At 68.8% G+C, this 17,191-nt stretch carries 14 protein-coding genes; 3 read left to right on the forward strand and 11 right to left on the reverse strand.

Annotation, left to right across the window (positions count from 1 at the left end; all coding sequences use genetic code 11):
• Positions 1–25: 25 nt before the first annotated feature.
• From BST15_RS22995 to BST15_RS01225, 5 genes are read right to left on the reverse strand one after another with little or no spacing between them, the layout of a single operon-like run.
• On the reverse strand, positions 26–451 hold the full coding sequence (locus BST15_RS22995; RefSeq protein ID WP_046188703.1) for a hypothetical protein: 426 nt from the start codon (positions 449–451) through the stop codon (positions 26–28).
• Between the two features lie 5 nt (positions 452–456).
• Positions 457–1,404: a pseudouridine synthase gene (locus tag BST15_RS01210; RefSeq protein ID WP_083070760.1), complete on the reverse strand. Its 948-nt coding sequence runs from the start codon at positions 1,402–1,404 to the stop codon at positions 457–459.
• Positions 1,401–2,651 carry a Na+/H+ antiporter NhaA gene (gene nhaA / locus BST15_RS01215; protein WP_046190696.1) on the reverse strand — a complete coding sequence of 417 codons (1,251 nt, stop codon included), beginning with the start codon at positions 2,649–2,651 and terminating at the stop codon, positions 1,401–1,403. The genes BST15_RS01210 and nhaA overlap by 4 nt, the downstream gene beginning before the upstream one ends.
• Positions 2,652–2,665: 14 nt before the next feature.
• Positions 2,666–4,444 (reverse strand): glycerol-3-phosphate dehydrogenase/oxidase, encoded by a 1,779-nt coding sequence (locus tag BST15_RS01220; protein WP_370759725.1) that lies wholly within the window; start codon positions 4,442–4,444, stop codon positions 2,666–2,668.
• Entirely contained in the window at positions 4,441–5,865 is a 1,425-nt protein-coding gene (locus BST15_RS01225; RefSeq protein ID WP_083070762.1) for an NAD(P)H-quinone dehydrogenase, read from the reverse strand. Before BST15_RS01225 ends, BST15_RS01220 begins: the two co-directional genes overlap by 4 nt.
• A 41-nt stretch (positions 5,866–5,906) precedes the next feature.
• Between BST15_RS01225 and BST15_RS01230 the strand changes: the two genes are divergently transcribed.
• Positions 5,907–6,413: a gamma-glutamylcyclotransferase family protein gene (locus tag BST15_RS01230; RefSeq protein WP_046190693.1), complete on the forward strand. Its 507-nt coding sequence runs from the start codon at positions 5,907–5,909 to the stop codon at positions 6,411–6,413.
• Here BST15_RS01230 and BST15_RS01235 read toward each other — a convergent pair.
• Positions 6,410–7,588, reverse strand: coding sequence for an amidohydrolase (locus BST15_RS01235; RefSeq protein ID WP_083070763.1), 1,179 nt, complete (start codon positions 7,586–7,588; stop codon positions 6,410–6,412). The two genes, BST15_RS01230 and BST15_RS01235, sit on opposite strands and share 4 nt — an antisense overlap.
• Positions 7,589–7,631: 43 nt before the next feature.
• Here BST15_RS01235 and BST15_RS01240 point away from each other — a divergent pair, with 43 nt between their 5' ends.
• Positions 7,632–8,432 carry a purine-nucleoside phosphorylase gene (locus BST15_RS01240; RefSeq protein WP_046190691.1) on the forward strand — a complete coding sequence of 267 codons (801 nt, stop codon included), beginning with the start codon at positions 7,632–7,634 and terminating at the stop codon, positions 8,430–8,432.
• Here BST15_RS01240 and BST15_RS01245 read toward each other — a convergent pair.
• Positions 8,426–9,880 carry a glycosyltransferase family 39 protein gene (locus BST15_RS01245; RefSeq protein WP_234708259.1) on the reverse strand — a complete coding sequence of 485 codons (1,455 nt, stop codon included), beginning with the start codon at positions 9,878–9,880 and terminating at the stop codon, positions 8,426–8,428. The genes BST15_RS01240 and BST15_RS01245 overlap by 7 nt on opposite strands.
• Before the next feature lie 143 nt (positions 9,881–10,023).
• Positions 10,024–11,526 carry a glycosyltransferase family 39 protein gene (locus BST15_RS01250; RefSeq protein ID WP_234708258.1) on the reverse strand — a complete coding sequence of 501 codons (1,503 nt, stop codon included), beginning with the start codon at positions 11,524–11,526 and terminating at the stop codon, positions 10,024–10,026.
• Positions 11,527–11,622: 96 nt separating this feature from the next.
• Here BST15_RS01250 and BST15_RS01255 point away from each other — a divergent pair, with 96 nt between their 5' ends.
• Positions 11,623–13,242, forward strand: a complete 1,620-nt coding sequence (locus BST15_RS01255) for a phospho-sugar mutase (protein ID WP_046190690.1) — start codon at positions 11,623–11,625, stop codon at positions 13,240–13,242.
• A 222-nt stretch (positions 13,243–13,464) separates the two neighbouring features.
• On the opposite strand, the gene upp is transcribed toward BST15_RS01255, so the two are convergent.
• Genes upp through BST15_RS01270 form a run of 3 tightly spaced genes read right to left on the reverse strand, consistent with a single transcriptional unit; the run spans position 13,465 to position 16,916 of the window.
• Positions 13,465–14,088, reverse strand: a complete 624-nt coding sequence (upp, locus tag BST15_RS01260) for a uracil phosphoribosyltransferase (protein ID WP_046190689.1) — start codon at positions 14,086–14,088, stop codon at positions 13,465–13,467.
• A gap of 17 nt (positions 14,089–14,105) precedes the next feature.
• On the reverse strand, positions 14,106–15,491 hold the full coding sequence (locus tag BST15_RS01265; RefSeq protein WP_046190688.1) for a PE-PPE domain-containing protein: 1,386 nt from the start codon (positions 15,489–15,491) through the stop codon (positions 14,106–14,108).
• A gap of 3 nt (positions 15,492–15,494) precedes the next feature.
• Positions 15,495–16,916 (reverse strand): PE-PPE domain-containing protein, encoded by a 1,422-nt coding sequence (locus BST15_RS01270; RefSeq protein WP_234708257.1) that lies wholly within the window; start codon positions 16,914–16,916, stop codon positions 15,495–15,497.
• Positions 16,917–17,191 lie beyond the last annotated feature (275 nt).

Below are 17,191 nucleotides of genomic sequence, written 5' to 3' on the forward strand. Positions count from 1 at the left end.
CATTCCCGTCACCGTCGCGCGAAGCTCACGGCCAGCCGCCGCAGCCGACCCCGGGAACGCAGCCGCCGCCACCGCCGGGACCGCCCCAACCGGTGGGCCCGCCGGGAATGCTGCCACTGCCACCGCCGGGGCCACCGCTGCCGGTCGGCCCACCGGGAATCTCGCCGCCGCCGCCATTGGGGCCACCGCCACCGGTCGGGCCACCGGGAATCGCACCGCCGCCCCCACCGGGACCACCACCTCCGGTGGGACCGCCGGGTTCACCGGGCTCACCGGGACCGGGCTCACCGGGCACCGGCTCAGGGGCGACTTCGGTGGTGGTGGTGCTCGTGGTTGTCGTGGTGGTGCTCGTGGTGCTCGGCGCCTCTTCCTTGGTGCCGCTGCAGCCGGCTGCCATCAGCGCCATCGCACTGCCGATCACCGCGATCGTCATCTTGCTGTGTGCCTGCATGAGAATCAGACTCCCCTCTGCTCTGGGTCGTGACTTCCTGTACCCCGGACAGTGGCCGCCGAAACCCGCACGGGCGGCTGCCCCTCGGCGTCGAGATCGCGGGCGCTGGAAAAGCTGCGTGACCGGCCGGAAAACGGGTCCTCAAACTCCAGCCGGTGGGCCAGCAGCCGCAGCGGCTGGGAGAAGTCGTCGGGGGCGACGTCGAGAACCCGCGGATAGAGCGGGTCACCGTCGATCGGCAGGCCCAGGGCGGCCAGGTGCACGCGCAGTTGGTGGGTGCGCCCGGTGCGCGGGTTCAGCCGGTAACGGCCTTCGCCGAGGTACTCCACCAGTGTCTCGGCGTTCGGCTCGCCCTCCTCTTCACGCGCCTGCAGGCAGCCGCGCTGCTTGACGATCCGGCTGCGTAACAGCCGGGGGAAATCCCCGGTGGGCTGCGCCGAGGACCGTGCCAGGTACTGCTTGCGCACCACACCCCGGGCGAACAGGGTCTGATAGGCCCCGCGCAGCTCTCGGCGCGTGGTGAACACCAACACGCCGGCGGTCAGTCGATCCAGCCGGTGCGCCGGACTGAGCTCCGGCAGGTCCAACTCGCGCCGCAGCCGCACCAGCGCGGTCTGAGCCACGTGGCTGCCTCGCGGCATGGTCGCCAGGAAATGCGGCTTGTCCACCACGACCAGGTCCTTATCGCGGTACAGCACCGGCATCTCGAAAGGCACGGGGACCTCCTCGGGCAGATCCCGGTACATGAAGACATGGCTCCCGGCCGGCAGCGTGGTGGTGTCGTCGACGGGCGCCCCGGTCGCGGTCACCACCTCCCCGGCGGCCACCTTGGCCGCCACAGCGGCGCCGAAGCGGGTCCGCAGCTCGGCCGCCACCGGGCCGCCGTGCAGGCGAAGCCGGGCCGGGCCCAGTCCGTCGCGGACCGGCAGCGGCGCGGGGCGCCGACGCGTCATCGCGGCTGCCCCTCGGGATCGGGGGCGTAGCTGCGGTCACGAAGGATCAACAGTGTTGCCGCCAGCGACGCCGCGACCAGGGTGCCGATCAGCACGCCCACCTTGACGTGTTCCTGGCGGGTGGGATCGGCGAAGGCGAGGTCTCCGATGAGCAGCGCGATGGTGAAGCCGATCCCGCCGAGCAGAGCCAGCGCCACCACGTCGATCCACTTCAGGGAGGTGTCGAGCTCGGCTCGAGTCAGTGCGGCGGTCAGCGCGGCCGCGCCGCTGATACCGACGACTTTGCCGACGACCAGGCCGGCGACGATGCCGAGAGCGACGGGATCACGCAGGGCCGTGGTCAATCCGGCGAGCCCGCCGAGGGTGACCCCGGCCGCGAAGAACGCGAACACCGGCACGGCGACGCCCGCCGACAGTGGACGCATCCGGTGCTCGAGTTCCTTGGCCTCCAGCCGGCGCCGCTGCCTCGGTCTGCCGTTGCGCGGAGCCCGCACCGGAACCGTCAGGCCGAGCAACACCCCGGCGATGGTGGCGTGCACCCCGGATTCGTGGACGAAGTACCAGGTGGCCGCCGCAAGCGGGAGCAGCACCGCGGCGTTGCCGAGGCGTCGCGCCGCCACCGCGAACAACACCAGCGGGACGCCGGCCAGGCCGAGAGCGACGAGGTCGAGGTGCCCGGTGTAGAACACCGCGATCACCGTGACCGCCAGAAGGTCATCGACCACGGCCAGGGTCAGCAGGAAAGTGCGCAGCGCCGAGGGCAGATGCGAGGAGATCACGGCCAGAACAGCCAGCGCGAACGCGATGTCGGTGGCGGTGGGAATGGCCCATCCCCGTAGTGCCCCGTCTCCGGCATGAAGGGTGAACGCGACGTACACCGCTGCGGGCACCACCATCCCGCCGACGGCGGCGACGACGGGAAGCACCGCGCGACGCGGGTCACGCAGGTCTCCGGCCAGCACCTCGTATTTGAGCTCCAGACCGACGACGAAGAAGAACACCGCGAGCAGGGCGTCGGCGGCCCAGGCCGACAGGGGAAGGTTCAGCCCCCAGGCAGTGGGGCCGACGGCGATGGCCCCCAGCCGGAAATAGGCCTCCGCCCACGGCGAGTTGGCCCATCCGACGGCGACGGTCGCGGCCACCAGCAACAGTGCGCCCCCGACGGTCTCCTTGCGGAGCACATCGGCGAGTCGGCCGGCCTCGGTCGACGACGCGTGGCCGAACAGTGGGGAGCGACCAGCGTTCACCGAGACGACAGCACTCAGGTCAGCGGGATCGGTTCGAGTATTTCCGCCCGTGCCTCGGGGGCGCTGGCACGCAGCGCATCCGCCGACGCATCGTCGGGCTGCTCCTGCGAGAGGATCTCGGCCTCCACCCGAGCCAGGTAGTTGGCCACCTCGCGATCGATGGCGGCCTCGTCCCAGCCGAGCACCCCCGCCATCACCTCGGCGACCTCGCGGGCGCAGTTCACGCCGCGGTGGGCGTATTCGATGGAGATCCGGGTCCGCCGGGCCAAAACATCCTCCAGATGCAGGGCGCCCTCGGCGAAGGCGGCGTAGGCGACTTCGACCTTCAGGTAGGTGGGCGCCTCGGCGACCGGATCCAACAGATCAGGCGCCTCGTCGGCCAGCGCCAGCACGTCATGGATCAGCGAGCCGTAGCGGTCCAGCAGGTGCCGCACCCGGTAGGGGTGCAGGCCCTGCTCGGCGCCGACGTGCTCGGCCTGGTTGATCAGCGCGAAATAGCCGTCGGCCCCCAACAACGGGACCTTTTCGGTGATCGACGGTGCCACGCGCGTCGGGATGTATTCGGCGGCGGCATCGATCGCATCGGCGCCCATCACCCGATAGGTGGTGTATTTGCCCCCGGCGATGGCCACCAGACCCGGCGCGGGAACGGCCACCGCGTGCTCCCGCGACAACTTGGAGGTGTCGTCGTTCTCCCCCGCCAGCAGCGGCCGCAGACCGGCGTACACGCCCTCGATGTCGGCGTGCGTCAGCGGGGTCGCCAGCGCGGTGTTGACGTGGGTCAGGATGTAGTCGATGTCGGCCTTGGTGGCCGCCGGGTGCGCAAGATCCAGGTTCCAGTCGGTATCGGTGGTGCCGATGATCCAGTGCGTGCCCCACGGGATGACGAACAGCACCGACTTCTCGGTCCGCAGGATGATCGCCGCTTCCGAGACGATCCGGTCCCGGGGCACCACGATGTGTACGCCCTTGGACGCGCGGACGTGGAACCGGCCGCGCTGGCGCGACAATGCCTGGATCTCATCGGTCCACACCCCGGTGGCATTGACCACCACGTGGCCACGGACCTCGGTGATCGCGCCATCTTCGGAATCGCGGACGCGCACCCCGGTTACCCGGTCGCCTTCGCGCAGCAGCGCGACCACCTGGCTGGAGGTGCGGATGACCGCCCCGTAGTGCGCCGCGGTGCGCGCGACGGTCAGGGTGTGACGGGCGTCGTCCACCACGGTGTCGTAGTAACGGATGCCACCGATCAGGGCACTGCGCTTGAGCCCCGGACACAGCCGCAGGGCGCCCGCCCGAGTCAGATGCCGTTGCGCAGGAACGGATTTCGCCCCACCCAGTTGGTCATACAAAAAGATTCCGCTGGCCACATACGGCCGCTCCCACCACCGCCGGGTCAGCGGATACAGGAAGGGCAGGGGCTTGACCAGGTGCGGGGCCAGCGTGGTCAGCGACAACTCGCGCTCGTGCAGCGCCTCGCGTACCAGGCCGAACTCCAACTGCTCGAGGTAGCGCAGTCCACCGTGGAACATCTTCGAGCTTCGGCTCGAGGTCCCCGCGGCGAAGTCACGCGCCTCGATCAGCGCCACCTTGAGGCCGCGGGTGGCGGCGTCCAGAGCGCAGCCGGCGCCCACTACACCCGCGCCGATCACCACTACGTCGAACTGCTCACTGCCCAGTTGTTCCCAGGCTCGTGCTCGTTGGTCCGGTCCCAGCGTGCTCACGTGTGCCAGGCTACGTGGCTTTGCCGCCCGACCGGGTGTGACGCGCGCTTCACCGGGGCGGCTCAGTCCAGGTCGTCGTGCGTCATCAGCCGGCGCGCCGCCTCGGTGAGCGATCCCGACAGGGACGGATACACGGCCAGCGTCTGCGCCAGATCAGCCACGGTGATCCGGTTCTGCACCGCCAGCGCAATCGGCAGAATCAGCTCCGACGCGATCGGGGCCACCACCACCCCACCAATCACCGTTCCGGTCGCCGGCCGGCAGAACAGCTTGAGGAACCCGTAACGCATCCGGCTCATCTTGGCTCGGGCGTTGGTCTGCAGCGGCAGCATGACGGTGCGGGCCGGCACGGTGCCGTCGTCGATCTGGGACTGCGGCACTCCCACCGCGGCGATCTCGGGGCGGGTGAACACCGCGGCCGCCACCGTGCGCAGCCGAATCGGTGCCACCGCGTCGCCCAGCGCGTGATACATCGCGATGCGCCCCTGCATGGCCGCCACCGACGCCAACGGCAGCAGGCCGGTGCAGTCGCCGGCGGCGTAGATCCCGGGTACCGAAGTCCGCGAGACCCGGTCCACCTGCAGGTAGCCGCCCGGCCCGAGCGCGATCCCCACGCGCTCCAAGCCCAGTCCGGACGTGTTGGGTACCGAACCCACCGTCATCAGTGCGTGGCTTCCAAACACGGTGCGGCCGTCGGCCATGGTGATCAGCACCCCGTCCTGGTGGCGGGTCACCGACGCGGCGCGCGCATTCTTGACCAGGGTGACGCCCCGCTCGGCGAACACGGTCTCCAGCACCCGGGCGGCGTCGGGGTCCTCGTGCGGCAGCACCCGATCGCGGCTGGCCACCACCGTCACCTTCACCCCGAGTTCGGTGTAGGCATTGGCGAACTCCGCGCCGGTGACGCCGGAACCCACCACCACCAGGTGCTCGGGCAGCGCGTTCAGGTCATAGAGCTGACGCCAGGTCAGGATGCGTTCGCCGTCCGGTTCGGCACTGGCCAGGGTGCGCGGGCTGGCACCGGTGGCGATCAACACGACATCGGCGTCGAGCAGCCGTTGCGTCCCGTCATGCTCGGTGACCCTGATCCGGTGATGGGCCAGGCCGGTCGCGGAGTCGATCAGCTCGCCGCGGCCGGCGATGACCTCCACCCCGGAGTTGATCAGTTGCGTGCGGATGTCGTGGGACTGCGCCGAGGCCAGCGATTTCACCCGCTCGTGGATCTGGCTCAGCTCGATCTCGGCGTCGGTGAAGTGGATGTCGAAACCCAGGTGGGGGGCGCGGCGCAGCTCAGTTCGCACCCCGGACGAGGCGATGAAGGTCTTCGACGGCACACAGTCCCACAGCACACAGGCGCCGCCGATGCCGTCCGCGTCGACCACCGTCACCGAAACGGCTTCGGGGCCCTTGGCGGCCGCGACCAAGGCGGCCTCGTAACCGGCGGGGCCGCCGCCGACAATCACGATGCGCGTCGAGGGAGAAGTCACAGCGACTAACCTATCTGCAGCGCGACGTTTAAGATTCTGCCGTGCCGCTCTACGCCGCCTACGGGTCAAACATGCATCCCGAACAGATGCTTCAGCGGGCCCCGCACTCCCCGATGACGGGCACCGGCTGGTTGCACGGCTGGCGGCTGACGTTCGCCGGCGAGGACATCGGCTGGGAGGGCGCCCTGGCGACGGTGGTGGAGGATCCCGCTTCGAGCGTGTTCGTCGTTCTCTACGACGTGACGCCCGAGGACGAGAAGAACATGGACAGCTGGGAAGGCTCGGAGTTCGGCATCCACAAGAAGATCCGCTGCCGGGTGGACCGGGTGGACGGGATCACCTCCGACCCGGCCGACAGCGAACCGGGCCCCGTACTGGCTTGGCTGTATGTGGTGGACGCCTGGGAGCGTGGACTACCCTCCGCCCGATACCTCGGCGTGGTGGCCGAGGCCGCCCAGATCGCCGGCGCGCCAGAGGAATACGTGCGCGACCTGCAGACCCGCCCGGCCCGAAACATCGGCCCCGGGTCGCCCTCAGGCGACCGCTAGAGCAAACCGGCCTGCTCGACGACGCCGGCCATCACCCGCACACCCACCGCCAGCGCCCGCTCGTCGAGATCGAACGTCGGCTGGTGCAGATCCAATTGCGGACCGGTGCCCGGCCACACCCCGAGTCGGCCCATGGCGCCGGGCACCTGCTCCAGATACCAGGAGAAATCCTCGCCACCACCGGATTGCTGCGTCTCGGCCAGCACGTCGGGCCCGATGGCCTCGATCGCGTGGGTCAGCATTCGCGTGGAGAGCACCTCGTTGACCACCGGCGGCACTCCGCGGTAGTAGTGCAGCGTGTGCTCGATGTTCAACGGCGCCAACAGCGAGGCCACCGCCTCCTCGACGATGCCCTCCATCGCCACCCAGGTATCCCGGCTGGCGGTGCGCACCGTTCCGGCCAGCCGCCCCGACTGCGGTATGGCGTTGGCGGCGGCTCCGGAATTGACGGCCCCCCACACCATCACCGTGCTGTTGCGCGGGTCGATGCGCCGCGACAGCACTCCCGGCAGCCCCGTGATCAAGGTGCCCAGCCCGTAGACCAGGTCCGCGGTCAGATGCGGACGCGAGGTATGACCGCCGGGTCCGGTGACCATGATCTCGATGGTGTCCGCCGCCGACGTGATGGGCCCGGCGATGGTGGCGACCCGACCGACCTCCAGCCGGGGGTCGCAGTGCAGCGCGAAAATCCGGCTGACCCCGTTCAAGACGCCCGCGGCGATCGCGTCGATCGCTCCACCGGGCATCAGTTCCTCAGCGGCCTGGAACACCAGCCGCACGCCGACGGGCAACTCCGGGGCCGACGCCAGCGCCAGCGCCGCGCCCAGCAGAATCGCGGTATGCGCGTCGTGACCGCAGGCGTGGGTCACCCCCGGCACCAACGACGCGTAGGGCGCCCCGGTCTGCTCGGTCATCGGCAGGGCATCGATGTCGGCCCGCAGCGCCAGACGAGGCCCGCCTTCTGGCCCGAAATCACAGGTCAAGCCCGTCCCGCTGGGCAGGACCTTGGGATTGAGGCCGGCGCTGGCCAGGCGTTCACCGATGAATTGAGTGGTGGCGAACTCCTGGCGGCTCAACTCCGGATGGCGGTGCAGGTGCCGCCGCCATGCCACCAATTCCTCGGCATGGCCGGCCAGCCACGCCTCGACGGCGTGCGACATGGGGGCTGGAGACATTCAGGCAGTATCCCATCGCGGCACGCGACTAAACTCAGGACCTGTGACGGTACCGCTGGCAACGCAGGCGGCGGCGGTGGTCGCCCAGCGCACCGGCGTGCAAACGCACGACGTCGCGGTGGTGCTCGGTTCTGGGTGGGCACCCGCGGTGGCAGCTCTCGGCGCCGCGACCGCGAGCCTGCCGATGGCCGAGCTGCCGGGGTTCAGCGCACCGACCGCGGCGGGCCACACCGGCGAGCTGGTGTCGGTACGGATCGGCACGCACCGGGTGCTGGTGCTGGCGGGTCGCATCCATGCCTACGAGGGCCACGATCTGGCCGACGTGGTACGTCCGGTGCGCACCGCGGTCGCCGCGGGAGCCACCACCGTGATCCTGACCAACGCCGCCGGCGGACTGCGGACCAGCTATCACGTGGGCCAGCCGGTGCTGATCAGCGACCATCTGAACATGACCGGGCGCTCCCCGCTGCAGGGTGCGCACTTCGTCGACATGGTCGACGCCTACACGCCAGCGCTGCGCGCACTGGCCCACCACGTCGACCCCTCGCTGGCCGAGGGCGTCTACGCAGGAATGGCCGGCCCTCAGTACGAGACCCCCGCCGAGATCAGGATGCTGCGCACGCTGGGCGCTGACCTGGTGGGCATGTCGACGGTCCACGAGGCGATCGCCGCCCGAGCGGCCGGCGCCCAGGTCCTGGGACTGTCGCTGGTGACCAACCTGGCGGCGGGAATCACCGGCGAACCCCTCAGCCATGCCGAGGTGCTGGCCGCCGGACGCGAAGCGGCCGCGAACATGGGGGCACTCCTCGCCGAAGTGATCAGCCGGCTACCGGCACCTCAGTAACTGACACCGGAGCTGTGGCGCATCCGCGGCCACATGGCGGCCCAACTGCCCCGTGGCTTCTCACACAGGTAGATCTTCGCCGAGCTTTCGCCGTTGTGCACTCCGGCGGGGAAACGGATCGAGTTCAGGTAGCCGACGTGGGCCCAGTACTGGCTCAGTCTGGGGACGGGGAACCGCCCGACGCACAGCACCGTGGCCGGGCTGCCCGTAGGTGGCCCCCACAGGGCGTAGCTGCTGTCGCCGCTGACCACCGGCCGGGTGACGCCGGCCGCCGGCCCGAGGACCCGCAGCGCCGAGGCCTCACCATAGTTGCTGGTGAAGATCGGCACGTCGCTGGGCAGTGAAGCAGCGGCAGCGGCCACCTCATCGACGAACTGGGGCCAGCCGTAGGTCTCCATCGGAATGGGGTTGACCTGCCGTAGCGCCGTTGCGGTGGTCGGCGGCAGCACCGGCAGGCAGAACACGACCGCGCCGACGAACGACGCACCCAGCGCCGCCGCCCAGCCCAGCGGCGCCCGGTCGGACCACTTGGTCTCGATGTGGACCGCGCCGGCGGCGAAGAGCGCCGCGAGCACCGGCCCGGCGTAGTAGCAGCGGCCTCCGGTGATGACGCAGAGCACCAAGACCACCGCCGGCACCACCAGGATCCAACGGTCGTCCCGGCCCTCGTCGGCCACCAGCCAGCGAGCTCCGATCACCCACAGCAGCACCAGCAGCGGGCCGGCGTACAGCAGCAACAGCAGAGGTAGCTGGGTCAGTGATCCCAGCGGGCCGCCCATGCGCACCGACATGGCGTGGGCGAACGTCAGATTCGGCCAGCCGTGTGCGGCGTTCCAGATGAGGTTGGGGACCGCCATCACGATCGCCGTGGAGGCGGCCAGCCACGGTCCCGGCGAGCGCAGCGTGTCGCGCCGGAAGATCACCAGGCCGACCCCGATGCCGATGAGCAGCAACGCGACGGTCTGCTTTGCCTCCAGCCCGATCCCGGCGACCACACCGGCCGGCAGCCAGGCCACCGTCGTTCCGATCCGCAGCGCCCGCGTCACCAACAGCAGCACCGCGATCCAGACCAGCTGGTCGACCACGGTGGTCCCGAAGAACATCGCGGCACCCATGAACAGCGGGCTGGCCGCCACCGCGGCCGCGGTGATCCCCTGGGCCACCCGCCGTCCGCCGAACTCCGCCGCCAGCAGCGCCGCCAGCGCGATGCAGCCCAGGTGGATCGCGATGGCCAAGAGCCGCAGCCCCGGCAAGCCGCCCACGGCCGCCAGCCGAGCCAGCAGTGGCACCAGTGGCGGATGGTCGAAGTAGCCCCAGGCGGGGTGCTGACCGCAGATCACGTAGTAGAACTCGTCGGGGTGCCAGCCGTAGTTCATGGCAAAGACCCCGTGCACCGCGGCGGCGATGGCCATCACGGCGGCCACAGGCAGGAGCGAGTGGCGACTCACCCACGAGTCTGTGGATTCCGGCCCCGGCACGGCTGTGGAGCGAATCACCGGCTCTCCATCGTCAAGCGGTACAGATCCGAGCATGGTAGCAACTAATTGACACTGCTTGCCCCGGCGACCGCCCGCCGTCCCGCGCCTACAGATCAGTACGGAACGCCGGAGCTGTGCCGCATCCGCGGCCACATCGCGGCCCAGCTGCCCCGCGGGTGCTCACACAGGTAGATGTGGGCCCCGTGCAACCCGTTGTGTACCCCGCCGGGCAGTTTGATCGACGCCAGGTAGGTGACGCTCTCCCAGTACTGGGTGAGTTTGCGGACCGGGAATCTCCCCACGCACAGCACGGTGGCGGGGCTGCCTTTCGGCGGGCCCCATACGGCGTAGTTGCTGTCGCCGCTGACCACCGGACCAGTGATGCCCGCCGCCGGCCCGAACAGTCGCAGCGCGGAGGCCTCGCCGTAGTCCCCGGCGAAGATCGGCACATCGGCGGGCAACGTCGCCGCGACAGCCGCGACTTCGTCGACGAACGCCGGCCAGCCGTACGTCTCGAGTGGAATCGGATTGATCTTGCGCAACGAGTCGGCGGTCGTGACGGGCAGCATCGGCAGGCAGAGCAAGACCGCTCCGGCAAACAGCCCGACAAGCGCGGCGGCCCAGCCCGGCGGTACCCGGTGGGGGTTCGCCCCTTCGATGCGCATGGCACCGGCGGCGAACAGCACCGCGAACACCGGTCCCACGTAGTAGCAGCGGCCACCGCTGATGACCACCAATGCCACCACCACCACCGGCACCACCAGCATCCAGCGGTAGTCCGCTCCCGCCGGGGAGGCCAGCCAGCCGATGCCGATCAACCACAGGACGATCAACAGTGGCCCGGCGTAGAGAAAGACAAGTAACGGCATCTGGGACAGCGAACCCAGCGGGCCGCCCATGCGTACCGACATGGCGTGGGCGAACGTCAGACTCGGCCAGCCGTGTGCGGCGTTCCAGATGAGGTTCGGAGCCGCCAGCACCGCCGCGACCGCGCAGGCCCCCCAGGGCCCCGTGGTGCGCAGCGCATCTCGGCGGAAGATCGCCAGGCCGACCCCGATCCCGATGAGCAGCAAGACGACGGTCTGTTTGGCCTCCAGCCCGATCCCGGCGACCACACCGGCCGGCAGCCAGGCCATCATCGTTCCGATCCGCAGCGCCCGCGTCACCAACAGCAGCACCGCGATCCAGATCAGCTGGTCGACCACGGTGGTCCCGAAGAACATCGCGGCACCCATGAACAGCGGGCTGGCCGCCACCGCGGCCGCGGTGATCAGCTGGGCCACTCGCCGTCCGCCGAACTCCGCCGTCAGCAGCGCCGCCAGCACGATGCAGCCCAGGTGGATCGCGATGGCCAGCAGTCTCAGTCCCCACAAGCCGCCTACGGCAGCCACCCTGGCCATCAGGGGCACCAGGGGCGGATGGTCGAAGTAGCCCCAAGCGGGGTGCTGACCGCACACCACGTAGTAGAACTCGTCGGTGTGCCAGCCGTAGTGGGTGGCGACCGCCAGGTGCACGATGGCCGTGACGGCGACCACGACGGCCACCGGCATCATGCTGCGCCAGTTCACCGGCGAGCAGATTGAGCGTTTCGCCAGTAAGGACGTCACATCGGTCACCGGTACTCCATGGTCGGGTGGACGCAAACCGGGGAAGAGTAACAAGTAGTTGATATTGGACGCGACGTCGATTGCCACAATTGGCACAATTGGCAGGTGACTCCCAAGGAATGGATCGCGCACGATCCCGACCCGGTGACCGCCGCGGAGCTCAGAGCATGCAGCCCCGACGAGTTAGCCGTCCGGTTCGCGGCACCGCTGAGGTTCGGCACCGCCGGGCTGCGCGGTCCGGTGCGCGGCGGGCCCGATGCGATGAACCTCGCCGTGGTGCTGCGCGCCAGCTGGGCGGTGGCCCGCGTTCTGTCCGCCCATCAACGCACCGGGTCGACGGTGGTGGTGGGCCGCGACGCGCGGCACGGATCGGAGATGTTCGCCACAGCGACGGCGGAAGTGTTTGCCGCAGCAGGCTTTTCGGTGTTGCTGTTACCGGATCCGTCGCCGACACCGGTACTGGCATTTGCGGTGCGCCACACCGGCGCAGCTGCCGGGGTCCAGATCACCGCCTCGCACAATCCGGCCGCCGACAACGGCTACAAGGTGTACTTCGACGGCGGCATCCAGATCGTCTCGCCGATCGACACCGAGATCGAAGACGCCATGGCCGACGCTCCCCCAGCCGACACCATCGCCCGGCGCCCCGTCACCCCGACCGGAGACGAGCTGCTGGCACGCTACATCGCACGGGCAGCCACGGTGCGCCGCAGCCGCACCGGGGTTCGAGTAGCACTGACACCGCTGCACGGTGTCGGCGGAAAGGTGGCGGTGGCGGCCCTGCGCGCCGCGGGCATCACCGACATCCACACGGTGGCCGCCCAGTTCGATCCCGACCCGGAATTCCCCACGGTGACCTTCCCCAACCCGGAAGAACCCGGCGCCACCGATGCGCTCTTGGAGCGGGCCACCGAGGTCGACGCCGACATCGCGATCGCCTTGGACCCCGACGCCGACCGATGCGCCGTCGGCATCTGCGGCCCGCGGGGCTGGCGGATGCTGAGCGGCAACGAAACCGGTTGGCTGTTAGGCGACTATCTGCTGTCGCAGCTGCCCGCGACACGCGCGGGCGCCGCCGTGGTGGCCAGCAGCGTGGTCTCGTCGCGCATGCTGGCGCGGATCGCGCAGCACTACGGCGCTCGACATGTCGAGACGCTGACCGGCTTCAAATGGCTGGCGCGCGCCGACATGCCGCCCGTCGGGCCGCCAGGTGCCACGCTTGCCTACGCCTACGAGGAGGCCATCGGCTACTGCGTCGACCCAGAGGCGGTGCGGGACAAGGACGGTATCAGCGCAGCGGTGCTGGCCTGCGACCTGCTGGCGGCGCTGCGGGGTCGAGGCAGCTCGATTCTGCAGGCCTTGGACGGGCTGGCCCGGCGGCACGGTGTTCATGTCACTGACGCCGTGACACGCCGGGTCGGGAGTCCGGCCGAGGCGGCCGGTGTGATGGCCCGGCTGCGTTCCGATCCGCCGGGCGAACTCGCTGAATTCGCCGTGACTGCAAGCGATCTACTGCACCGCAGCGGGCCGACCACCGATGCCCTGGAGTTCACCGGCGAGCGGGCCGGCACCACGGTACGGGTGGTAGTCCGTCCGTCCGGGACCGAACCGAAGCTCAAGTGCTATCTGGAAGTCACCCGGCCACCGTCGGATGACCTCGCCGCGGACCACGCCGAGGCGCAGCGGGTGTGCCAGGCCGTCGCCGATGTGGTCCGCTCCTGGTAACGCCCGATCGCTCCATCAACTACCAGCCGCCACACCCGGCTCAGCTGGCACCAACCCGACCGTATGTGATGATTGCCCGCCTTTGAGCGACAACGGGAGTCGGCGGGGCCGAATCCAGCAACGCAAGAAATGTTTGTCGCTCAAAGGCGGGCAACAACCACACACGCCCGCCGGTCGCCGCATGAGGGTAGAAAATCGGTAGCCGGTATGACGGCAGAGAATTCAGCGCGGCCCGAACTGGCGGTCGCCGGCATCTCCCAGTCCCGGAACGATGTAGGCGTTCTCGTTCAGTCCGTCGTCCACGGTGGCGGTGATCAGCCGCACTCCCGGTGCCGCCTGCCCGAGCGCCGCCACCCCCTCCGGAGCGGCCACCACGCACAGCACGGTGATGTCGGTCGCGCCGCGTTCGCACAGCAGTCCCAGGGTGTGCACCAGGGAACCACCGGTGGCCAGCATCGGGTCGAGGACCATGACCGGTGTGCCGCTGAGGTCGGCGGGCAGCGATGCCAGATACGGCACCGGCCGGTGGGTGGCCTCGTCGCGGGCCACACCGACGAAGCCGACATTGGCCTCGGGTATCAGTGCGTGTGCGGCCTCGACCATGCCCAGACCCGCGCGCAGCACCGGTACCAACAACGGGGGCTGCGCCAGCCGCGCCCCAACGGTTTCGGTCAGCGGGGTGCGCACGGTGATCTCCACGCGGGGCGCCTCGCGGGTGGCTTCATAGACCAGCATCCAGGTCAGGTCGCTCAGCGCCGACCGGAATACCGCGTTGCCACTGCTCTGGTCGCGCAACGTGGCCAATCGGGCTGCGGCCAGCGGGTGATCGACCACGCAGACATCCACGCCTGGGACCCTACGGGTCATGCGCCGAGGAAGTTGAGGATCTCAAAGACCACCCCACCCATCTCCAGCACCGGAGCAAGCGAGATAAGCGGTTCGCCGTTGAACACCGCGTCCGGGCCCAGCCAGTCGGCGACATTCAGCGACACCGCCAGCTCGTTCCAGGCGTCGAGGATGTACGCGTCGACGTCATTAGTGACGCGATAGCCGGTCAGCAGTGCGTCGACGAAGCCATCCGACAGCGGGCTCAACCCGCCGAAACCCAAGAGATCGTTGACCGGGTCGACGAAGCTGCGCACCGCGGCGTACTGCAGCCCGGCGAACATCTGCAGCGGGTCCATTCGCAGCAGCAAACCCGCGACGTCGGAACCGTCAGCCAATTCGCCACTGGCGTTGACCGCCCAGGGCCCCACGGCGTCAGTTCCGTTGACGCCGACGAACGGATTGCCGGGATTGCCGTAGCCCCAGTCGATTACCAGCTTCAGCAGGGGCGCCAGCGCGTCACCGATGACCTTGCCGACGTCACCGAGCTGGTAGATGGGCCACAGCAGCGGCAGCTGTTGGGGAATCAGGTAGAAGTCGGTGTCCCCGATGCGGCCGAGGTCGATGGTGTCGGCCAGGTTGTCGAAGTCGATGTAGGAGAAGTGCACCGTCGCCGTACCGATCAGCGCGTTGAGCATGGCCAGCAGGTTCGTCGGATCCTGCGGGAAGTTGGCCAGGCCGTCGTATTCGCCGGTGTAGATGTCGGTCTCGAATCCGCTGGTCGGCGTCGGACCGATGCTCAGCGGGATGCCCAAGAACGGCAGGGTGACCGGCTGGTCGCTCAACAGCGGATAGGCGGGAAAGCGGGTCAGGACGCCACCGAGCGGGTTGCTGGGATTGCCGATCAGCACGAAGTTGAGGTTGTCCGGGTCGTAGCCGCCGCCCGGCGGCTGGGCGAGCAGGTCGATCATCAGCTGGGTGGAGACGGTGGCGCTCTGCGAGTAGCCGAACACCGTGACTTGTGAACCGTCTTCCAATTGCGGCACCACCGCGGCCCGCAAGATCTCAGTGCCGCTGGCTATCGATTGAGCGAACGTCAGTTGGGGATTCGGCGGGGGCAGACACACCAACGGGCAGAACTGGTTAGGGGTGACCAAGGGCTCGAATGTGGAGCCGGGGAAGGTCGGTTGCCCCGGGAACCACGGCGAGGCCGGCTGCAGGAACAAGTCGAGCACCGCATCCATGTAGCCGCCGACCGTGGGGTCGGGAATGCTGGTCGGGCCCATGATCCAGCCGTCACCGGCCAACAGCTCGACATCGTGCCGCTCCTGCAGGCCGGCCGATGCCACGTCCGGCCCGCAGGTCGCCGCCAGGACCGAGGCCGCCGCAATCAGCACCGCCCCCAGCGGCCGCCGTGTATGCATCGATCAGAGGTCGATGCCGAGGTAGTTGAGCAGGCTGAAACCCACGCCGACCAGGTCCAGCACCGGCTGACCGGAGATCAGCGGCGCCCCATTGAAAATCGCGTCAGGGCCAAGCACGTCCAGGACGTTCCATTCGGTGGCCAGGTCTTGCCACCCGTTGAGCAGCATCTGGTCCAGGTCGATCGTGAAGTTGTAGCCGGTGAGCAGTGCATCGATGATGGACTGCGACAGCGGAGCCAGACCGGCGAAGTCCAGCAGGTTGTTGACGGTGTTGGCAAAGCTCTGCACACCGGCGTATTGCATGCCGGCCAACATCTGCAGCGGGTCCATCCGCAACAGGAATCCTGCGACTCCGGTGTCCTCGGACAGTTGGCCGGTGGCGGTGACCGCCCAGGATCCGGCCGCGCCGATAGGGTCCACACCGTTCACGGTGATGCCGGCGTCGGGGGCACCGGGGTTGCCGTAGCCCCAGTCGATGGCCATCTTCAGCATGGGCGACAGCGCGTCGCCGACGAGCTTGCCCACATCTCCCAGCGCGTAGAGGGGCCCCAGGATCGGCAGGTGAGCGGTGGGCAGCATGTAGAAGTCGTTCGACCCGATCGAGCCGAGCTCGATGACGTTGGCGAGATTGTCGTTGAAATAGGCGTTGTGTACCGCCGGGATTCCCATCAACGCGTTGATGACCGCCAGCAGGTTGAGCGGGTTCTGCGGGAAGTTGGACCACCCGTCGTATTCGGTGCTGTAGATACTGGCCGCGAAATCGGTCGGACCCGCGCCGATGCCCACCGGGATGTTCAGGAACGGGATGTGCTGCATGTTCCCATCGAGCCCGTCTGCGAAGTGCAGCCGGCTCAGGATGCCGCCGATCGGACTGTTGGGGTCTCCGATCAGCACGAACTGCAGGTTCAGCGGGTCGTAGGAACCGCCCGGCGCGTCAGCGAGCAGGTTCTGCATGGCCAGCGTGGAGACGACGGCGCTCTGCGAGAAGCCGAACACGGTGACGTTCTCACCGGCCTCCAGTTGCGGGCGGATGGCGCCTTCGAGGTTGGCGGCGCCCTGGGCCAGCGAATCGGCGAAGTTCAGCTGGGGAACGGGCAAGGGCTGGCAGACGATCGGACAGAACTGTTCGGGGGTGATCAGACCGTTGGGTACGTAGCCCGGGTAGGTGGCCTGTCCGGCGAACCACGGAGTCGTCGGCTGCAGGTAGAAGTCGAGCACCGCGTTCATGTAGTTGCCGAGGTTCGGGTCCGAGGTGCCGGTGCCGCTCATGATCCAGCTCTCGCCGGCGAGCAGCGCGACATCGGCGATCATCTTGTCGACCCGCGACGCCAGCGCCGGACTCAGCAGCGACGACATACCCAGTAGGACGGCGCACAGCGCGGCCAGCAGCGTGGCCCCCAGCGGATGAACTCGCTTAGCCGTCATCGCAGACCTCCCGGGTCGTCTGGAATTTGTGATCGGCGATCACATAATCCACCTGACAAGATCACATTAATCTATTAGGCAGATTTCAGTGTTGACCTTCTTTCAGAAAACACGTGTTGTCAAATCGAAGACAGTCGATCTGCCGTTTGCTGAAACCGCCGGCCGGATGAGGGGCGCCGGTTCCGTCATGATCAAGCCCTGCCAGGGCTCACGCCCCCGGCGGGAACCCTAGCCACCCGATGACCCGGGCAACACAAATTTCTGAGTTCTTCCCA

This window comes from Mycolicibacter arupensis (assembly GCF_002086515.1).
GTDB classification, from domain to species: Bacteria; Actinomycetota; Actinomycetes; order Mycobacteriales; family Mycobacteriaceae; genus Mycobacterium; species Mycobacterium arupense.